Source organism: Fibrobacter sp. UWB2, assembly GCF_002210425.1.
In the GTDB taxonomy this organism is placed as follows: domain Bacteria; phylum Fibrobacterota; class Fibrobacteria; order Fibrobacterales; family Fibrobacteraceae; genus Fibrobacter; species Fibrobacter elongatus.
In genome coordinates this window covers 204915-227285 of record NZ_MWQK01000002.1, presented here as the reverse complement: position 1 = coordinate 227285, position 22371 = coordinate 204915, and the positions used below count along the sequence as shown (strand labels likewise).

Genomic DNA, 22371 nt, shown 5'->3' with positions numbered 1-22371 from the left:
CGGACATTTAGTCCGGGGCGTTTTTGATGGTTACTTAAGCGCTCCACACGAGAGCGAGGAGCGCCATCAGTCTTTACTTGATGGAGATACGAGCAGTCTTTGCTGCACCGTTCATCATCACACGCACAACGTAGTTGCCGTTAGCCATGTTCTTGAGAGAGAACTGGTTTGCACCGGCAGAGACGTTAGCAACGCGGCTGTCAACAACGTGACCCATCATGTCGAACACCTGGATACGAGCTTCACCAGCCTTGCTGAAGTTCACGTTGAGCATATTGCCCTTGAAGCCAACCTTGATACCGCTAGCAGCACGAGCAACCGTCTTGATGCCGACCTTCGGCACTTCGACGCACTTGAGATCGTCCACATAGAGGTAGTTAATTGTCGGCTGATAAACAATGCCCTTGTAGCCAATGACTTCCCAAGCCATCTTCTTGATAGCACCCCAATTGAGGTCCTTCGGATCTTGAGTCCAGTTCGGCTGAGCAATGTCTTCGACATTGATGACCATGGTCTTCCAATCCTGGGAATCATCAAGCGGATATTCGTGGTAAGCGTAGTCCGTCACAGAACCATCCTGAACCTTGAAGGTATGAGCGGAACCCTTGTAACGGTAGCTGATTGCACCGCACTTGCTCAAGTCAATGCCCTTAGAGGTATCAGCATTGGTGTTGAGGCCAAGAGCCACGAACGGAGCTTCCGTGTAAGTTCCCTGATCCCAACTGATGTCTTTCAAGCCAACAAAGCCCTTGGTACCATTCGTCGGATCTTGTGTGCCCGGGAAAGCAACCACATAACCGCCGAGCTTTTGGTCATAGACGTTAGAAATAGAGGACTTTCCACCCGGTTCCTTATCCGTGTAAGCATACCAGGTACCCTTTGTCTTGAGAACTTCATCAAGATCTTCAACGTCGTCGATATCGACAACAGTCTTGTAGGTAACCGTAGCAGAAGAACCCGGAACGATTGCGCTAGAAGAAGAAGTTGCCTTTGCGCTGCTAGAAGAACCAGCAACAACAGAAGAAGAGCTCTGACCAACTGCAGCACTAGAAGAGGACTTCGGATTTTCGCTAGCACCACCGCTAACGGCAGTGAAGGAAAGACCGTCGCACTTCACGTCATCCACATAGAGGTACGGATACTTGGGCTGGTTCATATCGTCCGGAACCTTTTCGAGGCCCTTGATTTCCCAAGAAAGACGAGTCGCATTTTCCATCTTGATCGGCTTGGAGCGAGAATCGTCACCCCAGGTTTCCTGCTTCAACATATCCGTCGTAATTTCGACTTCCTTCCAACCTTCAGAAGCGTCCTTGTTTACGCGGTGATAGTTGTAGTCGGTAACATCGGTCGTTTCGATGGCGAAGTTGTGGCTTGCACCCTTGTACTTGTACTTGATGGTCTTGCACTTGGAGAAGTCTGCATAAGCCTTCGGGGAATCCTTTGCCGGTTCCTTCAAGAGCGTGAGGAACATCTTGATGTACGGACCGTAAGTAAGGGAACCCTTACCGATCTTAACATCCTTAAGGGCAGCAACATACTTGGACGTATTCTTGGTATCGCCGCTAACCGGGTAGACAACCTTATAGGTCGTGTTGCCAAAGTCATCTTCAATCTTTTCGTTAGAAATAGAGCTTGCGCCACCGTTTTCCTGGTCTTCAACAGCAGCCCATGCACCACCGAGGTAACCATAACGGTCGCCATCTTCCATGTCATCGAGAATGGAAGTCGTAGCGCCATTGGCAACGCCAGCAGAGAAGCCGGATTCTTCTTCGGCATCACCATTCTGGAGGCCGCAATCCTTATAAGATGCGCCACCGAGCTTGCTCTTGACGTACTTACCAGAATTGGTGTAGGTGAAACCGTTTTCGAACACGGCATTAGCAAATGCAGCAGAAGTTTCGTTCATGGCAGAAGCGTTCCAGTTCGTCCAGGACACGCCCTTCTGAGCCATCCATTCTACCCACTTGTTGCTGGAGCCTTCATCCGGCTGGCCATCACCGTTAGCATTGACGGTACCCCATTCGGTAGCAAACACAGGCACGCCTGCAGCCATAGCCGTTTCTGCAGCCTTGTTGTAACCGCCATCGCCCATATAGTGAGTTGCAGCATAGAAATGGAGCGTACAACCGTAGTTCTTGTCGTTGATGCCTGCGGAAGCGCAAGCATTCGGCTGGCTGGACCATCCCGGGCTACCCACGAGGATGAGGTTGTCGGAATACTTACGGATAACCGGAATCACCTGATCGGCATGCTGCTTCACAGCATCCATGCTACCGGTCGGTTCGTTCCAAATTTCGAAAATCACGTTGTTGTACTTGCCGTATTCCTGGGCTGCATATTCGAAGAACTTGACAGCATCGTTAGTAAAGCCATCAGAAGATTCGATGTGCCAGTCAATGATGACGTAAATGTCCTTATCGACAGCAGCGTTCACTACGGACTTGAGCAAAGCCTTCTGGAAGCCTTCGCCACCCGTCGTGTAAGAACGGCCCGAGCTGTTGAACTTTTCGTCGGCGGCACCAAGAGCAAAACGCACAACTTCGATACCCATGTCATCAACCAAGCGGTTGATGCCCTTTTCGGAGTAGAAGTCGGTAGAATAGGTGTTGCCCGAGCTCCAGAAGAGGCTCATACCCTTGACCTGAACAGCCTTTTGAGAGTATTCCGGGCAAGAACCAGAAAGCTTGCCACCATTTGCGACGAGTTCACCGTATGTGCTCACAGGGCCAACACGGCTTGCAGTAACTGCCATGGCAGAGGTTACGGCAGCGCACGTCAATAATGCGAAGACTTTTTTCATAAACATCCTTTTGGGTTCACCCAATCTCCGCAATCACAAATCCCAAGCGAAAGATATATAATATGGGGTTACTATAGTTGTAATTAATTTGGAAACATTCGAAAACGTTCAAAAAACGGCATTTTGAATAGAAATGTTTACCAAAACGGGAGATGCCCTCCCGGAACGGAGTCCGGGATGACAAGGCGGCGGGCATGACATAAACAAAGGTTTTGCACAAATACCGACCCCGGCACAAGGCCGGGGAGACAGTGTAAAACTTAATTCTTCACGAACTTCATGGTCTGCAATCCAAGAGGCGTCAAGAATCGGACGATGTAGACGCCTGCACGGAGCGAGCTCATGTCAAGCACACGGGCATCGCCTACGCTCTTGATGTCTGTAATATTGACTCGGCGGCCATCAACACCGATGATGTCCAAACGGGTGATGTCTGCGGCACCTATAACAAGGCTTGCGGAACGGGCATCATAATAAATTTCGCGAGACACCGTCGGCATGACTTTTGCAAAGCCCATCGTCCCTTCTGAACTCGAGCTTTCGACCTTTTCGCTACTGGAGCTAGAGGAAGATTGCGTTTTTTCACTTGACGAAGAGACCACGGAACTGGACGAAGATTTCAGGGTTTCAGAAGAACTCGAAGACTTTGCAGAACTTGAACTTTCAACCTTCACGCTGCTAGAGGAGGACTTCGGTGCTTCGCTCGATGAGCTCTGGGCGATACTGCTAGAGGATGGATATTCCACCACTTCCCCATTGCTACCCTTATAAGCCATAAGAGCGTCCTTGAGTTTCTGGTTCACGTCCGAAGATGCATCATCGACAGAATTGTCAAAGGTCCACTTGAAATCGCCACCCTGCAAACGGCCAGCGTAGGCACGCACATTGGCCACTGCCTGTTCCGGAGAATCCGCCGTGTAGCTGTACATGATGGACTTGTCCGTATCGAAGTTGTTGTACGCATTGGCCCCTGCATAGGACTTTACGCTAGAAGGCACCTGAGCATCCCGCGAGGTCACCACGTAAGCATCGAAATCGACCTTGGAATCAATATCCCCAATAGCGGTTTCCTTGCCCTTGAGCGTATACTTGCTTGCGCCATACGGAATGAACGTGTAAGAGCCTTCCATGTGGTTGTTGTAAGCCTTGATTGTACCGCCCGCTTCCTTGCTGAACGTACCGTTGTTCGTCGGATCGCGCTTAGTGCCGCTCGCATAGACGTCGGTCCCCTGCAACGAGGTCATCATCGGATACTTGCAATTGCGGAAGTAGTTTGCTTCCATGAACACGGAAGAGCCCAGCGTAGAGCCTGCGCCGTACTTGGCATTGCCATCGTAATAGTTGTTGTACACATGGGCGCTGTAGTAACGCACACGCGGATGACGGCTATCGGAATGATCGTACCAGTTATGGTGATACGTGATGTAATAGCCCCCATCGGCACCTTCCTTAAGGCCGAGCAAATTTGACTTGCCATTATCCCAGAAATGGTTGTAGCTAAAGGTCACATAAGTCGATAGCTTGCAATCCAAGGCGCCATCGCCCTTGACCTGGTCCTTGTCGCTACCCGCATGACCGTAGAAAAAGTCATTGTTGTGGACCCAGATATACTGGTTATCCTGCTGGAGCGTGATGTTGTCGCCTTCGTCGGAATCAACATTCATAATGCCGATGTTTCGGATTTCCAAATCCTGGGTTCCTTTGACGCGGAAACCCCAGCCATTTGCAGTCGCATCATTACCGATGCCTTCAACAGTCATCGAAAGGCCCTCTTTTTTGCCCATATCGATGGTGATGTCGCCCTTGTCGGTCACTTCGGGGTCCGTCACATTTCCCAGGAGACGAATCACCAGCGGGCGCTTATCATAGCCCTTCTTGAACGAAGTTAAGATATTTTGGAGGCCCACACTTTCCGTAACGGCGCCCTTGTTGCTCGTGACGACATCCAGCTTGACCGTGTTCTTTGTCGATTCCGAGACATAAAGAACAACCGCACCATCCTTGAGCGTACCATCAGCCTTGTAGGCACCCGGAACATGTCCATTGCTGAACGCAAAACCGGCTCGGTCATGCGCCTTGACCGTCAGCGACTTGGATGTCGTCGATGCAGTTTCCTTGCCACCTTTTACAGATGCGACCTTAAGCGTGTAGTTACCCGCCTTGAGGCCAACCACATCGACACGGTACTTGGAACCGTATTTGCGGATGAGCGGAGCATCCACCTTGACGTCACTAGCACCAGCGCCCGAATAATAGACGTTGTAGCTATCGGAACCATCAGATGCCCATTCGGCATAAGCCGATTCTAAAGCACCAGAGGCTGTCTGAAGAGAAACTTGTGCGTTGGCAACAACAAAAAGACCAGCACACGCGAAAACAGAAACGACGTGTTTCATAAAGCATCCCACCACAAAAAGGGCTAAACAATAGCCCCACACCAAGGATTAATATAAAACGTTTGTCAATTTTTCGCAACATATTTTTTCATTGCATTGAAAAAGTTACATAAACGGCGCATTTTGATATATTCCCCAAAAGTGAATTTTATTTTGCGTGAAAATTTTCCATAAAATTTTATATTGTGGACGCTACAGTGTGGATGGGAAACCTTAGAGGATCACAATGTTAAAAAAGACTTTTTTAGCAGGCCTTGCTGTATTTGGCCTCGCATTCACTGATAGCTTTGCTGCTTTGAGCACGGACGATTACGTCGAAGCTGCATGGATGACCACACGATTCTTTGGCGCACAGCGTTCTGGCGAAGGTCCGAACTGGATTTTGGACGGCACCAACAACCCGACTAGCTTTACCGGTGACAAGTACAATGGAAAAGACGTTAGCGGCGGTTGGTTTGACTGCGGCGACCACGTGATGTATGGCCAGTCCCAAGGTTACTCCTCTTACGTTTTGGCACTCGCATTTGCCGAATTTACGACAGGCTTTTACGACCTCTACACCGGTGATTACACCGACTACAAGGCTAGCAAGGATTACACCCGCAAGGGCGGCAAGTCCAACGACGTGCGCGACCTTCTCGAAGAACTCCGCTACGAAGCTGATTTCTGGGTCAAGGCGGCTATTGACGAAAACAACTTTGTGACCGTGAAGGGTAACGGAAACCAGGACCACAACAAGTGGGTGACCGCAGGTGCCATGAGCAAGCTCGGAACAGGTGACGGTGGTGAACCGCGCGAAATCACAGGCAACGCCAATGACGCTTACACGCCGGGTATGGCTGCGGCAATGCTTGCCGTGATGGCCCGTATCGACCCCGATGAATCTGCACGAGCCAAGTACTTGAAGGCCGCAAAGACTGCATTTGCCTATTCCAAGAAGCACAAGGGCGTCACGAATTCCCAAGGATTCTACGAAAGCAGCTGGTGGAACGGCATTTGGGAAGACGGTCCGTTCCTTGCCGCATTGGAACTTTACCGCACGACCAAGGAAGAAACTTACAAGACCGAAGCCAAGAATTTCTACGACAAGATTGACTTCGGCAAAAACGGATTCTCCCGCTTTAGCTACCCGGATGCAAGCCCGCTCTCGGACCTTCTCGGCGAATTCGTTTTCGGGTGGAACCCGCTCGGTGACTACGCCGGCGTGCAGAACTACATCGACAACATGTACCTCAACGTCACTGACAGCAAGGGTATTTTCAACAAGGACGCCAAAGGCCCGGGTACATTCCCGACTCGCTCTCCGGCAGGCGGCGCATACCTCTACGCCCTTTACGCCAAGTTTGCAAAGGACGATTCTTACGATGAAGCCATCGAAAAGAACGTCGCATACCTTCTCGGTGACAACAGCAATAAGAAATCCTACGTTGTCGGTTTCAGCCGCAATGGAGCCAACGCCCCGACAAGACCGCATCACCGTGGTTACTACGGTAACGAAGACCCGGGTCGCGATGTCAATGGCGCAGGTTCTCCTCCGGAAAAGAACAAGCTCTTGGGCGGCATGATTGCAGGTGACTTCACGAGTGGCAGCCACAACGGTTCTACCGCTGACTGGAAGGTGAACGAAGTCTGTGTGGACTTGAACGCTCCGCTCGTTGGCGCACTCGGATACATCTTGAGCAAGAAGGCTCCGGTTGAAAAGGTCGCAAGTGACGTCGAAATTCCTGAAGAACAGCCGAAAGAAGACGCCATCATCGGTGGACGCATCTTGAAGACAAACACATTCAGCGTTGTTCAGGGAGTCTCTTCCATCACCGTCAACAGCACAAATTCCGACCCGTTCAGGGTTCAGGTATTTGGCCTCAACGGAAAGATTGAGCAGGAAATAATGAGCAAGGGCGCAAGCCTGAATATAAGCCTCAAGAACAAGGGCGTACAAATTATCAAGGTTACATCCAAGAACGCCGCAAAAACATTCAAGGTGAATAATTACTAAAGCGGCTCCGCCGCAGTTTGCGAGAGTGCGCAACACTCGAAACAATTTGATTGAAGAAGCCCGTGCAGATGCGCGGGCTTTTTTGCGTTATTGCTTAATGCGTTGAATCGCTTCTTTGAAAATCGCAGGGTCTTGCAATAAGCTCATCACGACCCAACCGTCTTCATCGAAATCAAAGAAGAAGCCCGGCTGTACAAGCACATGCTTTTCGCGAAGCAAGCGAAGCGTGAGTTCTTCATCGTCTTCGCCAAGACGCACAACAGCGTACCAGCCACCGAGAACTTCAGGGCAATACTTGGACGGGAACGCTTCGCGGAGCGTCTGCCAATTCTGCTGCAAGCGATCAAGGACCTTGGATTCGTAAGCGGCGGCTTTGGGCAAAAGCGAAATGCCAAGCGCCTGCGCTGGCGCCGAGACGCTCAAGTATGCGTCTTCGACGAATTCGAGAGCCGCGCGAATTTCTTCGAAATTTTCGCGCGGGGCGTAGAACGCCATCCAGCCGAGCTTTAGCTGCGGCGAGCCAACGGCTTTGCTGAGACCATTCAGCCAAAAGATTGGGCACTTCGGACCGTTTTCGGGAAGGTTGATAAAGTCGCCTCCACCAGCATCCCAGATTCCCTCCCCTATCGCGCTAGGCATTCCAGGGTCGAGGATGACATTCTCCCTCTCGCCAAAAACATATTGCCAAGTGCGCGAGACTTTATCCGAGAAGGCGTAATCGCCAAAGACTTCATCGACGACGAGAATCATATTGTTCTCTTCGCAGAATCGCACCGCCTCGTTCCATTCTTCGCGCGAGACACAATGACCCGTCGGGTTATGCGGCGAAACGAGAAGCAAGATTTTTGCATGTTCCGGCGCCGCCAAGAGGCTATCGGAATCCAGGACAAAACGGAATTTCGCAGTCTTTCCCGCAGGCGTTTTGTCATTGCGAGAACGCGCAGCACTCGATGCTGTCTCTCGTTTTAACTTCAAAAAATACGGTGCGCATTCCAAATGCTCAAGTTGCGCAAGCGTATCAAGCAGCGGATAGCCGGGCATCGGCGTCAAAATCACATCGCCCGGATCGCAGAACGTCTTGAAAAGCACAGAATAAGCTTCGCTCGTACTTGCGGTAAGGATGATTTGCCCTGCCGTAAAGTTACCACCGCGTTCACGGTAATATTCCACCACCGCCTCACGAGCCGACTTCCAACCCGCCGCATCTGGACTCCAATTGCCAAAAGCTTTACGACCTTCATCAACCGCATCATCCAAATCCACCGGCAAACCAGCCTTCACAGGCGAGCTTACCGTCATGTCGATAAACGGAAGCGCATCCGCGTTTGCGCACTCTGCAAAAGCATCGGCTTTTGCGCGTTCCAGTTCAGCAAAGAAGGGCGATGGAGAAAGGTCTTTTGGAAGTCGAGACGAGAGCATGATAGCTCAAATTTAGTTTTTCACGCAACGAATCGGATGACCAAAATACTTGGGATAATAACCCAAATGAGCTATATCACCTGAATAAGTAACATTCATACGATAAGCGCGCTCCTCATCATAAGAAGTCGATGCCCAAAAGAACGCTTCTTCTCCAGCATAATTAAAATTGTCAGGATAACTGCCATCTCGACTGGAAAAACGACCGCCAACAGGCAAAAAAGAAAAGCCAAAATCGTCCGAGCCATTTCTGGCTCTCCACCCGTGTTGAGCCTTGAGAGCTGCACCAGCACCGGTCTGGGTTCCAAGCTTCATCATAATGGAATACCATTCCCTTTCACTTGGCAAATGCCAACCATCCGGGCAAAGCCCCTGCACTTTTTCATCATTAAATTTGCAGTGTTCCCCTAAGCCACACGTCAACGGATTATTCTCCCTTGTAGCGAGCTTGACAGAATCAATCGCGGCAGCCCAAGTATAAAGGCGACCGCCCACCTTGCAGTAGCTATCATCATCATTGTAGCACCAAGACTGCCCCAAAAGGCTCGGCGTTTTGGCGCTATCGGCGTAGTTCAGATTCTGAGCCATCCACACCATGCTATCAATTTTCGCAGTCTTATAGACCTGTCCATCGCGGGGGTCAACGATTGAATCATAATAAACATCGGGATTCAGATAATCGTCCTTAGAGGTTATGACCTCGCCATAGTCACTTTGGAACTTGGGAAGGATCGCCCATTCTCCGGATGCGGAACGACTATTTTTCAGACAACGGACAGATAACAAAGCTTCCTTGCTCTGATAAAACCCAACTTCATCAAGATTGTGGGACATCTTCACATACTTTGCACCATCCTTGGCGTATTCCGTCGCGGTCCATGCGTACATGTTAGTGCCTTCCATCGCAGACTTTCCACTAACACTCACCTTATACCCAGTCGGGTAAGCCGAAAATCCATAATCATCGGCACCGTTGCCGTCACCTTGCCAACCGGTCCTAGACTTGAGCTTCTTGCCAGCCCACATAATATTGGTGGTAGAACCGTAAGTTCCTATAAATTCAAACAATTTCTTCCATTCATCTTCAGACGGTAAATGCCACCCATTGGGGCAAACGCCTTGCACATTTGTCGATAAAGAACAGAATGTTCCGTAATCACATTCTGCACTATCTACGGCATCGCTCCATTTATACAGACGGCCATACTTAGCGCAATACTCGTCTTCGCCTTTATAGCAGTAACTTTCTTCTGTTTCGTAATTCAGGTTTTGCGCCATCCATACATGAGAGGCAATTTGAACAGTCTTGTAAACCTTGCCATCACGCGGATCGAGCACTTCGCCGTACTCTTTAGCTTCGAGGATGTTCTGATTCAAAAACTCAGTTGTAACGCAAGAATATTTGGAACAATCGTAAGTTCCGGAAACACGCACTTCGGCATCAGGATAATTTTCGACAACATTCTTAGAGCTAGAAGAACTTACAGAACTCGAGCTAGCCAAGCTGCAGCTTGATGACTGAGTTTTTTTAGAACTGCTAGAAGATTTTGCACTGGAACTCGATTTTTCGCTAGGTTCCTCTTTTTTAGAACTGCTAGAATCTGAGGATGATTCAACGGAGCTGCTAGATTCTGCTTCCGAACTATTTTCGGGAATGGTAACTGTCAATGGATCATCACCACAAGCAATGAAACTAGACAAAAGAATACAGACGAAAGAAAAATACGCAATGCGCTTATTCATAAACACTCCTTCCTTATTTTGTAAATATACAAAATTTATTTAGGCAAAAAAAATCCGCACAAAGGCGGACTTTATATGAGGAGTGCGATTGAAAAATGCACAGCCAACGTGTTTATTTCTTGCGCTTTTTCAAGAAGCTTGCAAGGGCAAGCGCGAGGACAATACCCGCCGGGAGCACAACGGCAATCGTAAGGAGAATAAGCTTTTGAACATCGCTCAACCCCTTAAGAGATTGCTTAAAGTTCTTGAGTTTTGCACGAAGGCCAGGCTTTGCAACCTTGCCATTTTCGCCATCCACGGCGCCGTCAGCATCGTTTGCATTAGCCAAGTCTTCGGAACCGGCGAAAGCCTTGAATCCGGGAATCAAAGCGAACAACTTAGACACCGAATCCTTGACGGGTCCGACAAAACGGCTGACATAGGAGCGCACCTTGCCATAGACTTTTTTGAAAGGGCGTTTCAGTTGTTCTAACATATTTTCTCCGTTTTTCAAGAAGGAGATTCCCGCTTACTTCGACTGCGCTCAGCACAGGCTCCGGCGGGAATTACACTTCTTTGTTTACTTCTTATACAGCAAGTTCACGCCGCCGAAGAGAGCACGCATGTTCGCCTTGAGCGTATCGCTCGAGACACCGCGACCTTCAACTTCTTCGCCGTTAGCCTTCAAGACAATGCGGCTTAAGCCACGACCTGCCCACAGCTTATCCTTTTCAGGAACGACGAGCTGGCGGTACTTCACAAGCTCGACCGGCATGCCGATTTCACGCATGAGCATGAGGGCAGCTTCGATCGGACCTTCGGCCGTCACGGACTTCACAAGCGCTTCACCATCCTTCTTGAAGTGGAAAATGAAGCGGTTTTCGTCCGGGATAACTTCGATGTTGTTGAACACCAAGCGACCGTTCACGTTGACGAACTGTTCGCGGAACACGTCGAGCACGCGTTCGGCACTGAGTTCGCCTTCGGCTTCGCTCAAGCGCTTCAGCACCGGCTGCAACTTGGAAGCTTCCTGCAAGGTCATCTTGTAGCCGAACTTCGTGATGATTTCGTACACGGCGGTGCGGCCGCTCTGGCTCGTGAAGCTGAGCGTATCGTTCTGGTTACGGCCGATGATCGAGTAATCAATCGGGCGGTAAGCGCCCTTCTTCATGTCCTTCGTCTTGGAAGCGCCATCCTGGTGGATGCCGCTGCGGTGGACGATGGCTTCGGTACCGATCAACGGAGCGCGGATGTATATAGGCACGCCGCTCCAGTGGCTCACGAGAATTGCAGTTTCGTAAATGCGTTCGAGATGCAGTCCCGTTTCGACACCGGAATTGTGCAGGCCAATAGCCACTTCGTAGAAGTTCGTGTTGCCGCAACGTTCGCCGAGGCCGTTCAAGGCGACTTCCAGCTGAGTTGCACCGACAAAGAAACTTTCGACAGTAGCAGCCGTTGCCATGCCGAGGTCGTTATGGCAATGCACAGAAATCGTGATGTTCTTGGGCAGAGCTTCGTAAACCTGCTTGACCTGATCCACATAGAGCTTCGGGCGGTAACGTTCCACCGTGTTCGGCAGGTTGATCGTCGTAGCACCGGCTTCGACAACAGCCTTCAGAACGTCGATCACAAAATCCATGTTTTCGAGGCAGTCGCCAAAATGTTCAGCGCTGAATTCCACATCGCCCTTGTCACCAACGAGCGACTTTGCAAACTTCACGCACTTCACGGCCTTTTCCTTGACCTGTTCAGGCGTCATGTGCAGCACGTTTTCCATGGACAAGGGGCTTGTCGCGAGGAACGTATGGATGCGCGGATGCGGAGCGTACTGGACCGCTTCCCAGCAGCGCTGGATATCGCTTTCGATGCAGCGAGCGAGGCCCGAAACCACGACGTTCTTTGCGGTTTCATCGCCTTCTTCCGCCATCTGCGCGGTGAGCTTTGCAAGTTCCATGACCGATTCAAAATCCATTTCGCTAGACGCAGGGAAACCGACTTCGGCACCTTGCACACCGAGCTTCAAGAGCAACAGATAAACATCTTTTTTCTGGGCGTTGTTCCAGGGCTTCGGAAGAGCCTGGTTACCATCACGCAGTGTTACGTCATAGAAGAATGGTTTTCTCGTTTCAGTCATTTTTATCTCCTTGCCGGCTTCAAGACCGCAAAGTTCCTTTAATTTTTCAATTCCAAAAATAGAATTTCACCATAAAAAAGAACCCGCTTCGTTCTCGAAGCGGGCGCTTTTAGGTTTAAATTCTTTGAAAATCTTTGAAAAATCCCTAAAACCTCGCTTCGGTAGCGATGCTAAGTAGAAGTAGAAGGTTCAAGGTTTTTCTCATGTGCATGAATATACAAAGTTTCGAGAGGAATGGCAAGGGGGGAGCAAGCCCAATTGTTGGTTATTTCACACAAAATAATGTATATTGGAGAAGTAGGTTTTATAAAAGAGTTTTTCAAACGTAGATAAAATGAAGTTGCGAGTTGATTTCATCAAGATGTCCGCTATCGGACTTGCCGTAGCCTGCACCTCTTCGTTTGCAAAATCCACCGACACGCAGTATCAGCAAAATGATTGGTTTGCCGAATTTGGAGGCAACACCTCGATGTATGTGAACCCGGCTGGGATTTCTGAAGCCGATCAGCTCGAATTCAGCGCAGCATTCTTTAGCTCCACTGATGGCGAAACTAGCCAGGAATACGTCAGCTTGACGTACCCGATTGACTACAAGCACACTTTGGGCATCTCCCTTTTTGAAAATGATGCGCCCATTGAAGGCGGCGAATCTTATAGCGAAATTGCAGCTCAGTTTGGTTACGCGTACAGACTTTTCCACTTACTCTCTCTTGGCGTCAATCTCGATGTACTTTACATCAACCAGTTTGATAAAAACTATCAGCTCAAGGTTAATGCTGATGTAGGCATGAGCTGGAACCCGCTTGCGTCTTCAAAGTATGGACACTTGCTCATCGGCGTTGCTGTGCAGAACCTGCTAGCTCCGGTTGTCGACGAAGCTGATGACGCTTACAAGCTTCCGATGAATTTGAACCTCTCTTTGTTCTATCGCGGATTCAATCGTCTTCTCGAATTGAAGGCCGAATTCTCCATTTTGGACCTCATCCACGATTCTAAAGAAGGCAAGGGTTGCGACCTCGAAATGAGCTTTTCCTTGACCTATTATCTTTTTTCGCACCTCGGGATTCGCGCTCGCTTTACAAAGGAAGGCAATCCGGTCCTCGGAGCGACAATTAATTTCAAGGACTTGAGCATCTTCCGTTACCTCGCTCTTGATCTCGAAATGTCCCACGACGACCTCAGGGCTAAAAAGAACCGTGGTTTTGTGTGGGCAGCCAAGCTCACGACCCGATTCGGTGACACCCGCGAAGAAAAAATCGGCGAAGAACGTTATCGTCGCTTGAAAACCGAACCCGAAAATGACTACAATGCAGCAAAGAGCCTTTACTTGAACCGTCAGTTTTTGGACGCTGCATACGCCTTCGGTGAAATCCAGACCAAGTACCCGACATTCCGCCTTGTGGACCAGGCCGCATTCTACGAGGCAAAGTCCTTTGAAAACCTCTGTATGCACAAAGCGGCTAGGGAAATTTACCGCGACGCCATCAAGCGCTATCCGCAGAGTAACCTACTCGCCAAGTATCACTTTCAGTTGATGAACATGGACTATAAGGAAGGCAAGTACACGGAAGCTTTGAACAAGTACCAGATTTTCGCCCAGAAGTTCGGCAAAAGCGATGCGAAGGCTGACGCAGACTACATTGCCGGTCAGATCAAGTTCGAACAGGGTCTCTATCAGGAATCCATTGACCTACACGCATCCATCCTTCTTGGTAATGCGAACTACCTCTACGCCCGCTATACCATGGGTATCGCTAACAGTCGAATGAGCAAGTTTGACGAAGCCGAGAACTGTTTCCGCGATATTACGGAACAGCCGGTTTCCAACAAGTCCGAACGTGACATACAGAATGCCGCCAAAGTCAAGCTCGGCCACCTCTTCTTCTCTGGTGAAAAGCCGGACATCGCAGCGGCCGCTCAGATGTATGGTCAAGTCCCAAAAGACTCTCCGGTGTTCGACGAAGCGATGCTCGGTATCGCATGGGCCTTTATCAAGGCCAACAAGCCGGATGAAGCTATAAAGTACGCCAAATGGATTATAAACAACCTTCCTGAATCTTTCCTCGTATCTGAAGCATATCTCGTGGTCGGTTACTGCCAGTTCATCAAGAAGAATTATCAGGATGCCATTGAAGCCTTGAATCAGGCTGAAAATCGCACGGAACAGCCAATTGTGTCCGTCGCTTCTCGCGACAGTGCTCGTCAGGCTTACGATGCAATGCAGAGCCTGTTCGACTCCGTTCAGGTTCTTGCCTTGGATTTTGCAAGCCAGTTACCGACGCCACGTGTGGAAAGCAAGCGTAAAGCATTACGTCCGACGTTAGACAAGGCCAGTCAGGCTATAGAAGATTACGCTTCGTTCATGCAGAGAGCTATCCAAAGTGACCGCTTCGAATCCAACCGTAAACGTATCTTGGATGATGCAGGCTTTCCACTGGGTCCACCTCGACCACATCCTCGACCTTATCGACCTTATGATAATCCGCCCATCGAAGATTTAAGCGATTTAGAATAAAGCGGAAAGAAAGTCAAAAAGAAACCCCGACTAAGTCGGGCTAGAATTTGTATATTCTATCTGTTGTATGCAAATATCGGAAAAAATATTTAAAGCGGTCGAGTTTTTTAAAAAGAAGGATTTGTGGGCGAAAATAGCCTTTACCATAATCTTTCTTTCATATTTGTCTTTTTGTCACTCCTGTTTTAATCCGATTGCGGGAGATACTTACCCAATTTATGAATACGGAGATAAAAATCTAAGACAATGCGAATTGAAAGGCAAGAAACTTTTTCTAGAACGAGAAAATCAGAACGAATCCTTTTGGTATGATTTCTTTGTCGAATCTGGGTCTCTTTATGTTTGGCATCTCCAATATCAGGATGATGATAATGTCAAAAAAAATATTTTGACTTATCAGTTTGCACCTCGTGGAGGCATTGGGGCTGTTGTTCAGGGGACGGGTATTGGGATTGATGAACGGCAAGATTCTATCGTAATTATCTATGATGAAGAACCATTAGATGGTTTTACAATAGAGCCAGGCCCGTTTAGCAATAAAATTGTAATCGAGAAAGGGAGTCACTATCGAGGTAGTAGTGTAGCACGCTGTTTTATGAGGTGGTCCAATTGATTAAGAAATTGATAGATAAGTTCTTTACTTTGACGGCATTTATTTCTGCGGCGTGCTTGACCGTTCATTATACGCCAACAGCCTTGATAAAAGGGATCTATAGCTTTTGGTCGGATGACATTATATATTTGTTATTCCCTTTAATGACGTTGGCTTCAGCTATTTTATTGTTGCTTGATTTGTTTTCGTTGAAAATAGAGGTTGTCCAAAGAAAGGTATGGATGTTTTTTGCGGCAATTGGATTCGCTCCGATTTTGCCTATTGCCTTAATATGTTTAGCATTTTCATTTTTGGGCTTTATAGACGATTTGTTTTAAATTCGGTCTTACAAGGTATCTTTTGATGTTCGTTTTATTGAAAAAAGATTGATCATCCACAAGTAGACTAAAATCCCTAAAAACTCAAAAATTTTATATCTTTTCGGCAATTATGATTTTACTCGTCGCCGAAAAACCATCCGTAGCCAATCAGCATTACAAGCCGATGCTGGAGCGTATTGAGGGTGAAAAGTTTACGCAAGGCGACGGGTGCCTGATCGGCAAGAACCATTGCATCACGTGGTGCGTGGGTCACTTGATTACGCTTGCGCCGTTGGACGCCTATCCCGGTTTCGAGGGCGGTTGGCGACTTTCGAACTTGCCGCTTTTGCCCGAAAAATTCAAGTTGATGGAAATCGAGAGCACGCGAAAGCAGCTCGCGGTTGTGCGTGACATGATGGCAAGGGCGGATGTTCTTGTAAACGGAGCGGATGCGGGCCGTGAAGGTAATTTGATTTTCGACTTGATTCTCGACTACACGCCGGACTTTCGCAAAAAACAAATCAAGCGTTTGTGGGTGAACAGCTATGTGGCGAAAGATTTGGACAAGGCTTGGAAGAATCTGGAAGACGCTACAGAGCGTTTGAACTTGAGCTATGCGGCAAGGCTCCGCCAGCGTGCCGACTGGATGGTCGGACTGAATGCGACTCGTGCTTACACGCTCACCGCCGGGCGCGGAAAGATGATTTCTGTGGGGCGTGTGCAGACGCCGACGCTGAACTTGGTCGTGGAACGCGATGCAATTGTTGAGCAATTCAAGGAACTGTTTTATTACAGTGTTGTGGGAACGTGGAAAGGGTTCCAGGCGCAGCTCGTCAAAAGCGAAACGAAAGAGGAAAAAGGCGATTCCGGCACGCCTGTAGATGAGAAAGTCGCGGCAGACAAGCAAAGCAATTTAAAAGTTGCGATTTTCGAGAAAGAAGAACCTGCCCAAGCTGTCATAGACAAATGTTCGCCGCCAGAAGAAGCGGCAATTGCAAAGGTTGACATCCAACAAAAAAAGCAGTTCCCGCAAAAGCCATTCGACTTGACGGAACTGCAAAAAGAGGGCAACAAGCGTTTTAAATACAGCGCCCAGCAAGTTCTCGACTGCGCACAAAACTTGTACGAAAAGAAGTTGCTCACCTACCCGCGTACGGATTCGCAATACCTGCCGGACACGATGCAGCAAGAAGCTTACGCGCTTGCACAAAGGCTTGCCTCGCCGCAAGAAAAATCCGTCATGCGCGATGGCAATGAGAACTTTGTCTTCATCAACTCCAGTAAAGTCACAGACCACTTTGCCATCATCCCCACAGGAGAAGAACCGCAAAATCTCCCTGAAATGGAAGAGAACATCTACAAGCTCGCCAAGGAACGCTTTGTGCAGGCATGGCTTAAGCCGTATGTTTGGAGCGAAATGGAAGTTCTGCTGGATGCCGCTAACACCGAAATCTTTAGGCTAAAACTCAAGCGAAATGAAGATTTAGGTTTCCGCGCGCTCGTCAAGGAAGAAAAGAAGAAAGGCAAGAAAAAGGGAGATTCCCGCTCGGAGGCGGGAATGACAAACGATGCGAAGGGCGCAGATGCTGAAGGCAAGGGCGATGGCGACGATATCACAAACATCGTCGAGACATTCCCCGAATGGAATCTCGGAGACCACGCGCCATTTGACAACCTAGAACTGCAAAAGAAAAAGAAGAGCAAGCCCAAGTACTTCACCGAAGCTACGCTCCTTGCCGCAATGAAAACGGCTGGCAAGCAAATCGAAAATGAAGAACTTGCTGAAGCCATGAAGGAACGCGGTCTCGGAACGCCGGCCACGCAAGCAGGCATCATCGAGACGCTCAAAAAACGCGGATTCATCGAAGCGCAAAAGAATTACCTTGTCAGCACCCAGCGCGGACGCGAAGTCATCGCGCTCATGGACGAAAAAGTCAAATCGCCCGAAATGACCGGCGAATGGGAATTCAAGCTTTCACAAGTTGAAAAAGGCAAACTCACGCCGATTGAATTCCGCGACGGCATCGTGAATTACGTCAAGGAACTCTTCGAACATCTGCGTCAAAAATACGGCAGCCAATTCGAACGCGAAACCGTCACCGACGCCATTCCTTGCCCGAAATGTTCCAGTCCGCTCGAAATTACGCCGTGGGGCTATGTCTGCAAAAACGAAGAATGCGGTTTCAAGGCAGGCCACACGATTGCCGGCCGCACACTGAGCCACGCCGAAATGGCGACACTCCTGAAAACCGGCAAGTCCGATTTGCTTAGCGGCTTCAAGAGCAAAAAAGGAACAACATTCAGTGCCACGCTCACATTAGGCGATGACGGCAACATCGGTTTTGAATTTTCCGACGACGCCCGCGCCAAAACGCCAACCAATTACAAGTGCCCCAAGTGCGGCAAAACATTGCTCGATTCCGGCAACCGCCTCATCTGCGAAGGGAGCGACGTCACCACATCAAACAACGAAAATGGCGACCCGACGCTCACGCCGGACACCGCCCCGACTTGCGACTTCGTCTTTTACAAGACAATTGCCGGGCATGTTATGAGCGACGAAGAAATTGCGGAACTTTTCAACAACGGCACGACGCAAATCATCAGCGGATTCTTGACCAAGAAAGGCACGACTTTCAACGCAAAAGTCGTCTGGGACAAAGATTTCAAGGCGACATTCGCTTTCGAGAACGACGGTCATTTCCATGGCACCGAAACCAAGTTCAACTGTCCGCTCTGCAAAAAGAAACTCGAAGAAAACAAGAACGCCATTTTCTGCCCCGCTTGTAACTTCACCTTGTTCAAATCCGTTGCGGGCAAAAAGCTCCGCGTAGCAGACATCAAGGCTCTCCTCACCGGCGGCAAGACCGAACTTTTAACCGGATTCAAGAGCAAGAAGGGAACGGAGTTCGATGCCTACTTAAAGCTCGGTGAAGACGGTCGCACGAATTTTGAATTTGTCCATAGAGACCTTCCCTGCCCTTGCTGCGGCGACCAACTGCGATTCCGTAGCGGCACGACCACGCAAACGCCAAACGGCGAAGTGCAAACGCTTGCGGCATACGTGTGCATGAACCCCGCCTGCAATTACGGGATTCCCAAAATATTCTTCAAACGAGAATTTTCCGACGAAGAAGTCGAAACGCTCCTCAAGAACAAATCCACGCCTATCCTTGAACCGTTCAAAAAGAACGATACGACATTCAGGGCAGCGCTAGAACTACGCGAAGGCGGCAAAATTGCGTTCAACAAGCTTACCGTGGAAGTGATTAAGAAGGGGTAACCGCAGCAGCTTTTGAGCCATCCACGTCAGAAAGCCCATGGTGAATATTTTGTACAACAGAACTACGCACTCAAATCCATCAGGTCATAATACATGAGTCGTGTATGCGGATCATTATCCTCTGCATTCATAAATTGAAATTCATTTTTCACGTAAAAGAAACTGCATTCAAATACGCATCAACCGTCAAAAAACGACAACCCACTTTATTATCTAAAGCAAACATCGACTTGATATAATCGATAATTGTGGTCCCGATTTGCTTCTTTTTGAAGGAAATATCAACCCCAAACCTACACAACTTTACCGCCGGGTAGCTTTTCAGACGCTTTGCATTCGCGAATCCACGTTCTCGACGAAAACGATTAAACCTCGTTTTCTCCTTGAAATCACCCATGGCGACTTTATCATAGGCTAAGCTGCAATAGGCGTAAATTTTGCTTGCGTCTTCAACATCAACACAAGCGTAATTTACAGCAATTTTGTACTTTTGAAATGCAAAAGATTGATTGAGAATGAAATCATTCAAATCTTTATCACCACAATCGAATTTTTTGACCGACTCATTTCTCTGATGGGTCTAGCCATAACACGTCCTTTGTTTATTGATGATTTAGCAAACGATATACTAAAACTTGAGGCAGGCAGAGCCATTTTTTGAACCCGGCAACACACCATCGAGGGTGGTATATTTTAATCTAGTCTTTTACGCAACGAACTGGAATCCTGTAGAACTTGTAGGAAAGGCCCTGTTCCGCATAGTCGTTGCCGTAGCACAAATCCACGTCGTACGCATGGCCGCTACCGCCCTCATCAGAACTCCAGAAGTACGCGTAGCAGCCCACGATATCGAGGCCAACAGGTAACGCGGAGAACGAGTAATCATCCGTTCCGTTGCCGCTTATTCTAACGTGTCTACCGTTATCACTACAGTTCCAACCGCTTGTAGATTTAAGCATCTTACCCGCTGTAGGTTGACCGCCAACCGCTGAGAAAAGTACATTCCATTCCCCAAACGTTGGCAGGTGCCAGCCCTCGGGACACACGCCGCGCACAGGCAAGGTCGGCGAGCAAGTCTTACCATAACCGCAATCCTTACCGTTCGCGGTCCACATTCCTACACTATCCATCGCGGCAGCCCATGTGTAGTAGCGACCATACTTAATACAGTTAAAAGGATCATCGTCATAGCAATAGCTGTTTGCCGTTTCGAAATTCAAGTTTTGAGCCATCCACGTTTGAGTACCGATGGCAACAGTCTTATAGGTCTGACCGTCACGGGAGTCTAGCAAAGTCGATAAAGACACCTCCCCCGAAGGGATAGTTACAGAACTACTATCATCGCCACAGGAGACAAGGAAAAATCCAATACAAACAGAGACATAAAACGCAAATTTATTCATATTACTATTTTAAAAATTATTAGTGCCCGGTAAAAGTTAATTAAATTCGTAGAAAACTTAAAAGTGACCCGCCGGCATAGCTGGTGGTTTTTGTTTATGCAAATAAAAAACTCCTGCAAAAACGCAAGAGTTTTCCAAAAAATAGGGAGATTCCCGGTCGGAGCCGGGAATGACAAACAAGACGAATGCCGCATCAGACAGCTCGCTGACTGACATGGCTGAGTCGCCGAGTCATGCTCAAAAAGCAATGACGGCACAAAATCCTACTACAACTATAGGTTAAACCAGAATTGGGGACATTTCCTTTGGAATCGCTCCCACATTTTACTATCTTTGCACTCGTTTAAAGCGGGTTAAAGATGAGCGAAAATTACAAATACGGATTTGTCACTGATATTGAAAACGAAGCCTTCGAAAAAGGTCTTAACGAGGATATCATCCGCAGGGCGTCAGCACTCCGTGGCGAACCACAGTTCATGCTCGATTTCCGCTTGAGAGCCTACGAAAAGCTCAAGACGATGGAACAGCCCAACTGGGGCGAGCTCCACTTCAATCCTGTTGATTTGCAGGACATCGTTTACTATTCCGCACCGAAGACCAAGAAGAGCCACGAAAAGATCGAAGACGTGGACCCAGAACTCTTGGCAACTTTTGAAAAGCTCGGCATCCCGCTCGACGAACAGAAGCGTCTCGCAAACGTAGCCGTCGATGCCGTGTTCGATTCCGTCAGCATTTACACAAGCCACAAGAAGAAGCTTATGGAAATGGGCATCATCTTCTGCTCCATCAGCGACGCCATCAAGGAATACCCGGAACTCATCGAGGAATATCTAGGTAGCGTGGTCCCCGCTGGCGACAACTACTTTGCAGCTCTCAACAGCGCAGTCTTTGGCGACGGAAGCTTCGTCTATATCCCGCCTGGAGTCAAGTGCCCAATGGACCTTTCCACCTACTTCCGCATCAACAACAAGGAAGCAGGCCAGTTCGAACGTACATTGATCATTGCTGACGACGACGCAAGCGTGAGCTACCTCGAAGGCTGCACCGCTCCGGAATTTTCGAGCAAGCAGCTCCACAGCGCCATCGTGGAACTCGTAGCCAAGGAAAACGCCAAAATCAAGTATTCTACCGTGCAGAACTGGTACGCTGGCGACCGCGAAACGGGCGCAGGCGGCGTGTACAACTTCGTCACCAAGCGCGGCAAGTGCGCCGGCAAGAACAGCCGTATCAGCTGGACGCAGGTCGAAACGGGTTCTGCCATCACGTGGAAGTACCCGAGCTGCATCTTGCAGGGCGACAATTCCGTCGGTGAATTCTACAGCGTGGCCCTCACGAACGGCCACATGCAGGCAGACACCGGCACGAAGATGATCCACATCGGCAAGAACACCAAGAGCACGATTATATCCAAGGGCATCAGCGCCGATTGCTCCAGCAACGCCTACCGTGGCGAAGTGAGCATCCGCAAGTCCGCTACAGGCGCCCGCAACTACACCCAGTGCGATAGCATGCTCGTCGGCACCAAGAGTGCCGCCCACACGTTCCCCTACATCACCGTCGCAAACGCAAGCGCCCAGACCGAGCACGAAGCTACGACCAGCCGCATCAGCGAAGACCAGCTGTTCTACTTCGAAAGCCGCGGCATCAAGCGCGAAGACGCCATCCAGGCTATGGTCGGCGGTTTCTGCAAAGACGTTTTCAAGGAACTCCCGGGCGAATTTGCCACCGAAGCACGCCAGCTCCTCACCCTCAAGCTCGAGCACAGCGTCGGTTAACACCCTAAATACACAA

Annotated in this window: 14 protein-coding genes; 6 read left to right on the top strand and 8 right to left on the bottom strand. The window is 49.1% G+C overall.

Going from position 1 to position 22371, the window contains the following annotated elements:
• Positions 1-73: 73 nt before the first annotated feature.
• Positions 74-2800: a cellulase family glycosylhydrolase gene (locus B7982_RS04330; protein WP_233138368.1), complete on the bottom strand. Its 2727-nt coding sequence runs from the start codon at positions 2798-2800 to the stop codon at positions 74-76.
• Between the two features lie 260 nt (positions 2801-3060).
• The gene (locus B7982_RS04325; RefSeq protein WP_088659697.1) at positions 3061-5196 is read right to left on the bottom strand and encodes a pectate lyase; all 2136 of its coding nucleotides are present in this window, start codon (positions 5194-5196) and stop codon (positions 3061-3063) included.
• Between the two features lie 226 nt (positions 5197-5422).
• On the opposite strand from B7982_RS04325, the gene B7982_RS04320 reads away from it, so the two are divergent.
• Positions 5423-7192, top strand: coding sequence for a glycoside hydrolase family 9 protein (locus B7982_RS04320; RefSeq protein ID WP_088659696.1), 1770 nt, complete (start codon positions 5423-5425; stop codon positions 7190-7192).
• An 87-nt stretch (positions 7193-7279) separates the two neighbouring features.
• Here the strand turns inward: B7982_RS04320 and B7982_RS04315 are convergent, their stop codons facing one another.
• From B7982_RS04315 to leuA2, 4 genes are all read right to left on the bottom strand, one after another.
• Entirely contained in the window at positions 7280-8611 is a 1332-nt protein-coding gene (locus B7982_RS04315) for a pyridoxal phosphate-dependent aminotransferase (RefSeq protein ID WP_088659695.1), read from the bottom strand.
• Positions 8612-8623: 12 nt separating this feature from the next.
• Entirely contained in the window at positions 8624-10354 is a 1731-nt protein-coding gene (locus tag B7982_RS04310) for a fibrobacter succinogenes major paralogous domain-containing protein (protein WP_088659694.1), read from the bottom strand.
• Between the two features lie 112 nt (positions 10355-10466).
• Positions 10467-10829, bottom strand: a complete 363-nt coding sequence (locus B7982_RS04305) for a hypothetical protein (RefSeq protein ID WP_088659693.1) — start codon at positions 10827-10829, stop codon at positions 10467-10469.
• A gap of 84 nt (positions 10830-10913) precedes the next feature.
• Positions 10914-12467, bottom strand: coding sequence for a 2-isopropylmalate synthase LeuA2 (leuA2, locus tag B7982_RS04300; protein WP_088659692.1), 1554 nt, complete (start codon positions 12465-12467; stop codon positions 10914-10916).
• A gap of 334 nt (positions 12468-12801) precedes the next feature.
• Between leuA2 and B7982_RS04295 the strand changes: the two genes are divergently transcribed.
• The 4 genes from B7982_RS04295 to B7982_RS04280 all read left to right on the top strand — a co-directional run bounded on the left by B7982_RS04295 (position 12802) and on the right by B7982_RS04280 (position 19177).
• Positions 12802-14982, top strand: a complete 2181-nt coding sequence (locus B7982_RS04295; RefSeq protein ID WP_088659691.1) for a tetratricopeptide repeat protein — start codon at positions 12802-12804, stop codon at positions 14980-14982.
• A gap of 67 nt (positions 14983-15049) precedes the next feature.
• Positions 15050-15595, top strand: a complete 546-nt coding sequence (locus tag B7982_RS04290; protein WP_088659690.1) for a hypothetical protein — start codon at positions 15050-15052, stop codon at positions 15593-15595.
• Entirely contained in the window at positions 15592-15912 is a 321-nt protein-coding gene (locus B7982_RS04285) for a hypothetical protein (RefSeq protein ID WP_088659689.1), read from the top strand. Before B7982_RS04290 ends, B7982_RS04285 begins: the two co-directional genes overlap by 4 nt.
• Positions 15913-16024: 112 nt before the next feature.
• Positions 16025-19177, top strand: coding sequence for a type IA DNA topoisomerase (locus B7982_RS04280; protein ID WP_088659688.1), 3153 nt, complete (start codon positions 16025-16027; stop codon positions 19175-19177).
• Between the two features lie 148 nt (positions 19178-19325).
• Here the strand turns inward: B7982_RS04280 and B7982_RS04275 are convergent, their stop codons facing one another.
• Together B7982_RS04275 and B7982_RS04270 are read right to left on the bottom strand one after the other, a co-directional pair.
• Positions 19326-19706, bottom strand: coding sequence for a GNAT family N-acetyltransferase (locus tag B7982_RS04275; RefSeq protein WP_233138367.1), 381 nt, complete (start codon positions 19704-19706; stop codon positions 19326-19328).
• A gap of 169 nt (positions 19707-19875) precedes the next feature.
• Positions 19876-20469 carry a fibrobacter succinogenes major paralogous domain-containing protein gene (locus tag B7982_RS04270; RefSeq protein WP_233138366.1) on the bottom strand — a complete coding sequence of 198 codons (594 nt, stop codon included), beginning with the start codon at positions 20467-20469 and terminating at the stop codon, positions 19876-19878.
• A gap of 470 nt (positions 20470-20939) precedes the next feature.
• Between B7982_RS04270 and sufB the strand changes: the two genes are divergently transcribed.
• Positions 20940-22355, top strand: coding sequence for a Fe-S cluster assembly protein SufB (gene sufB, locus B7982_RS04265; protein WP_014546983.1), 1416 nt, complete (start codon positions 20940-20942; stop codon positions 22353-22355).
• Positions 22356-22371 lie beyond the last annotated feature (16 nt).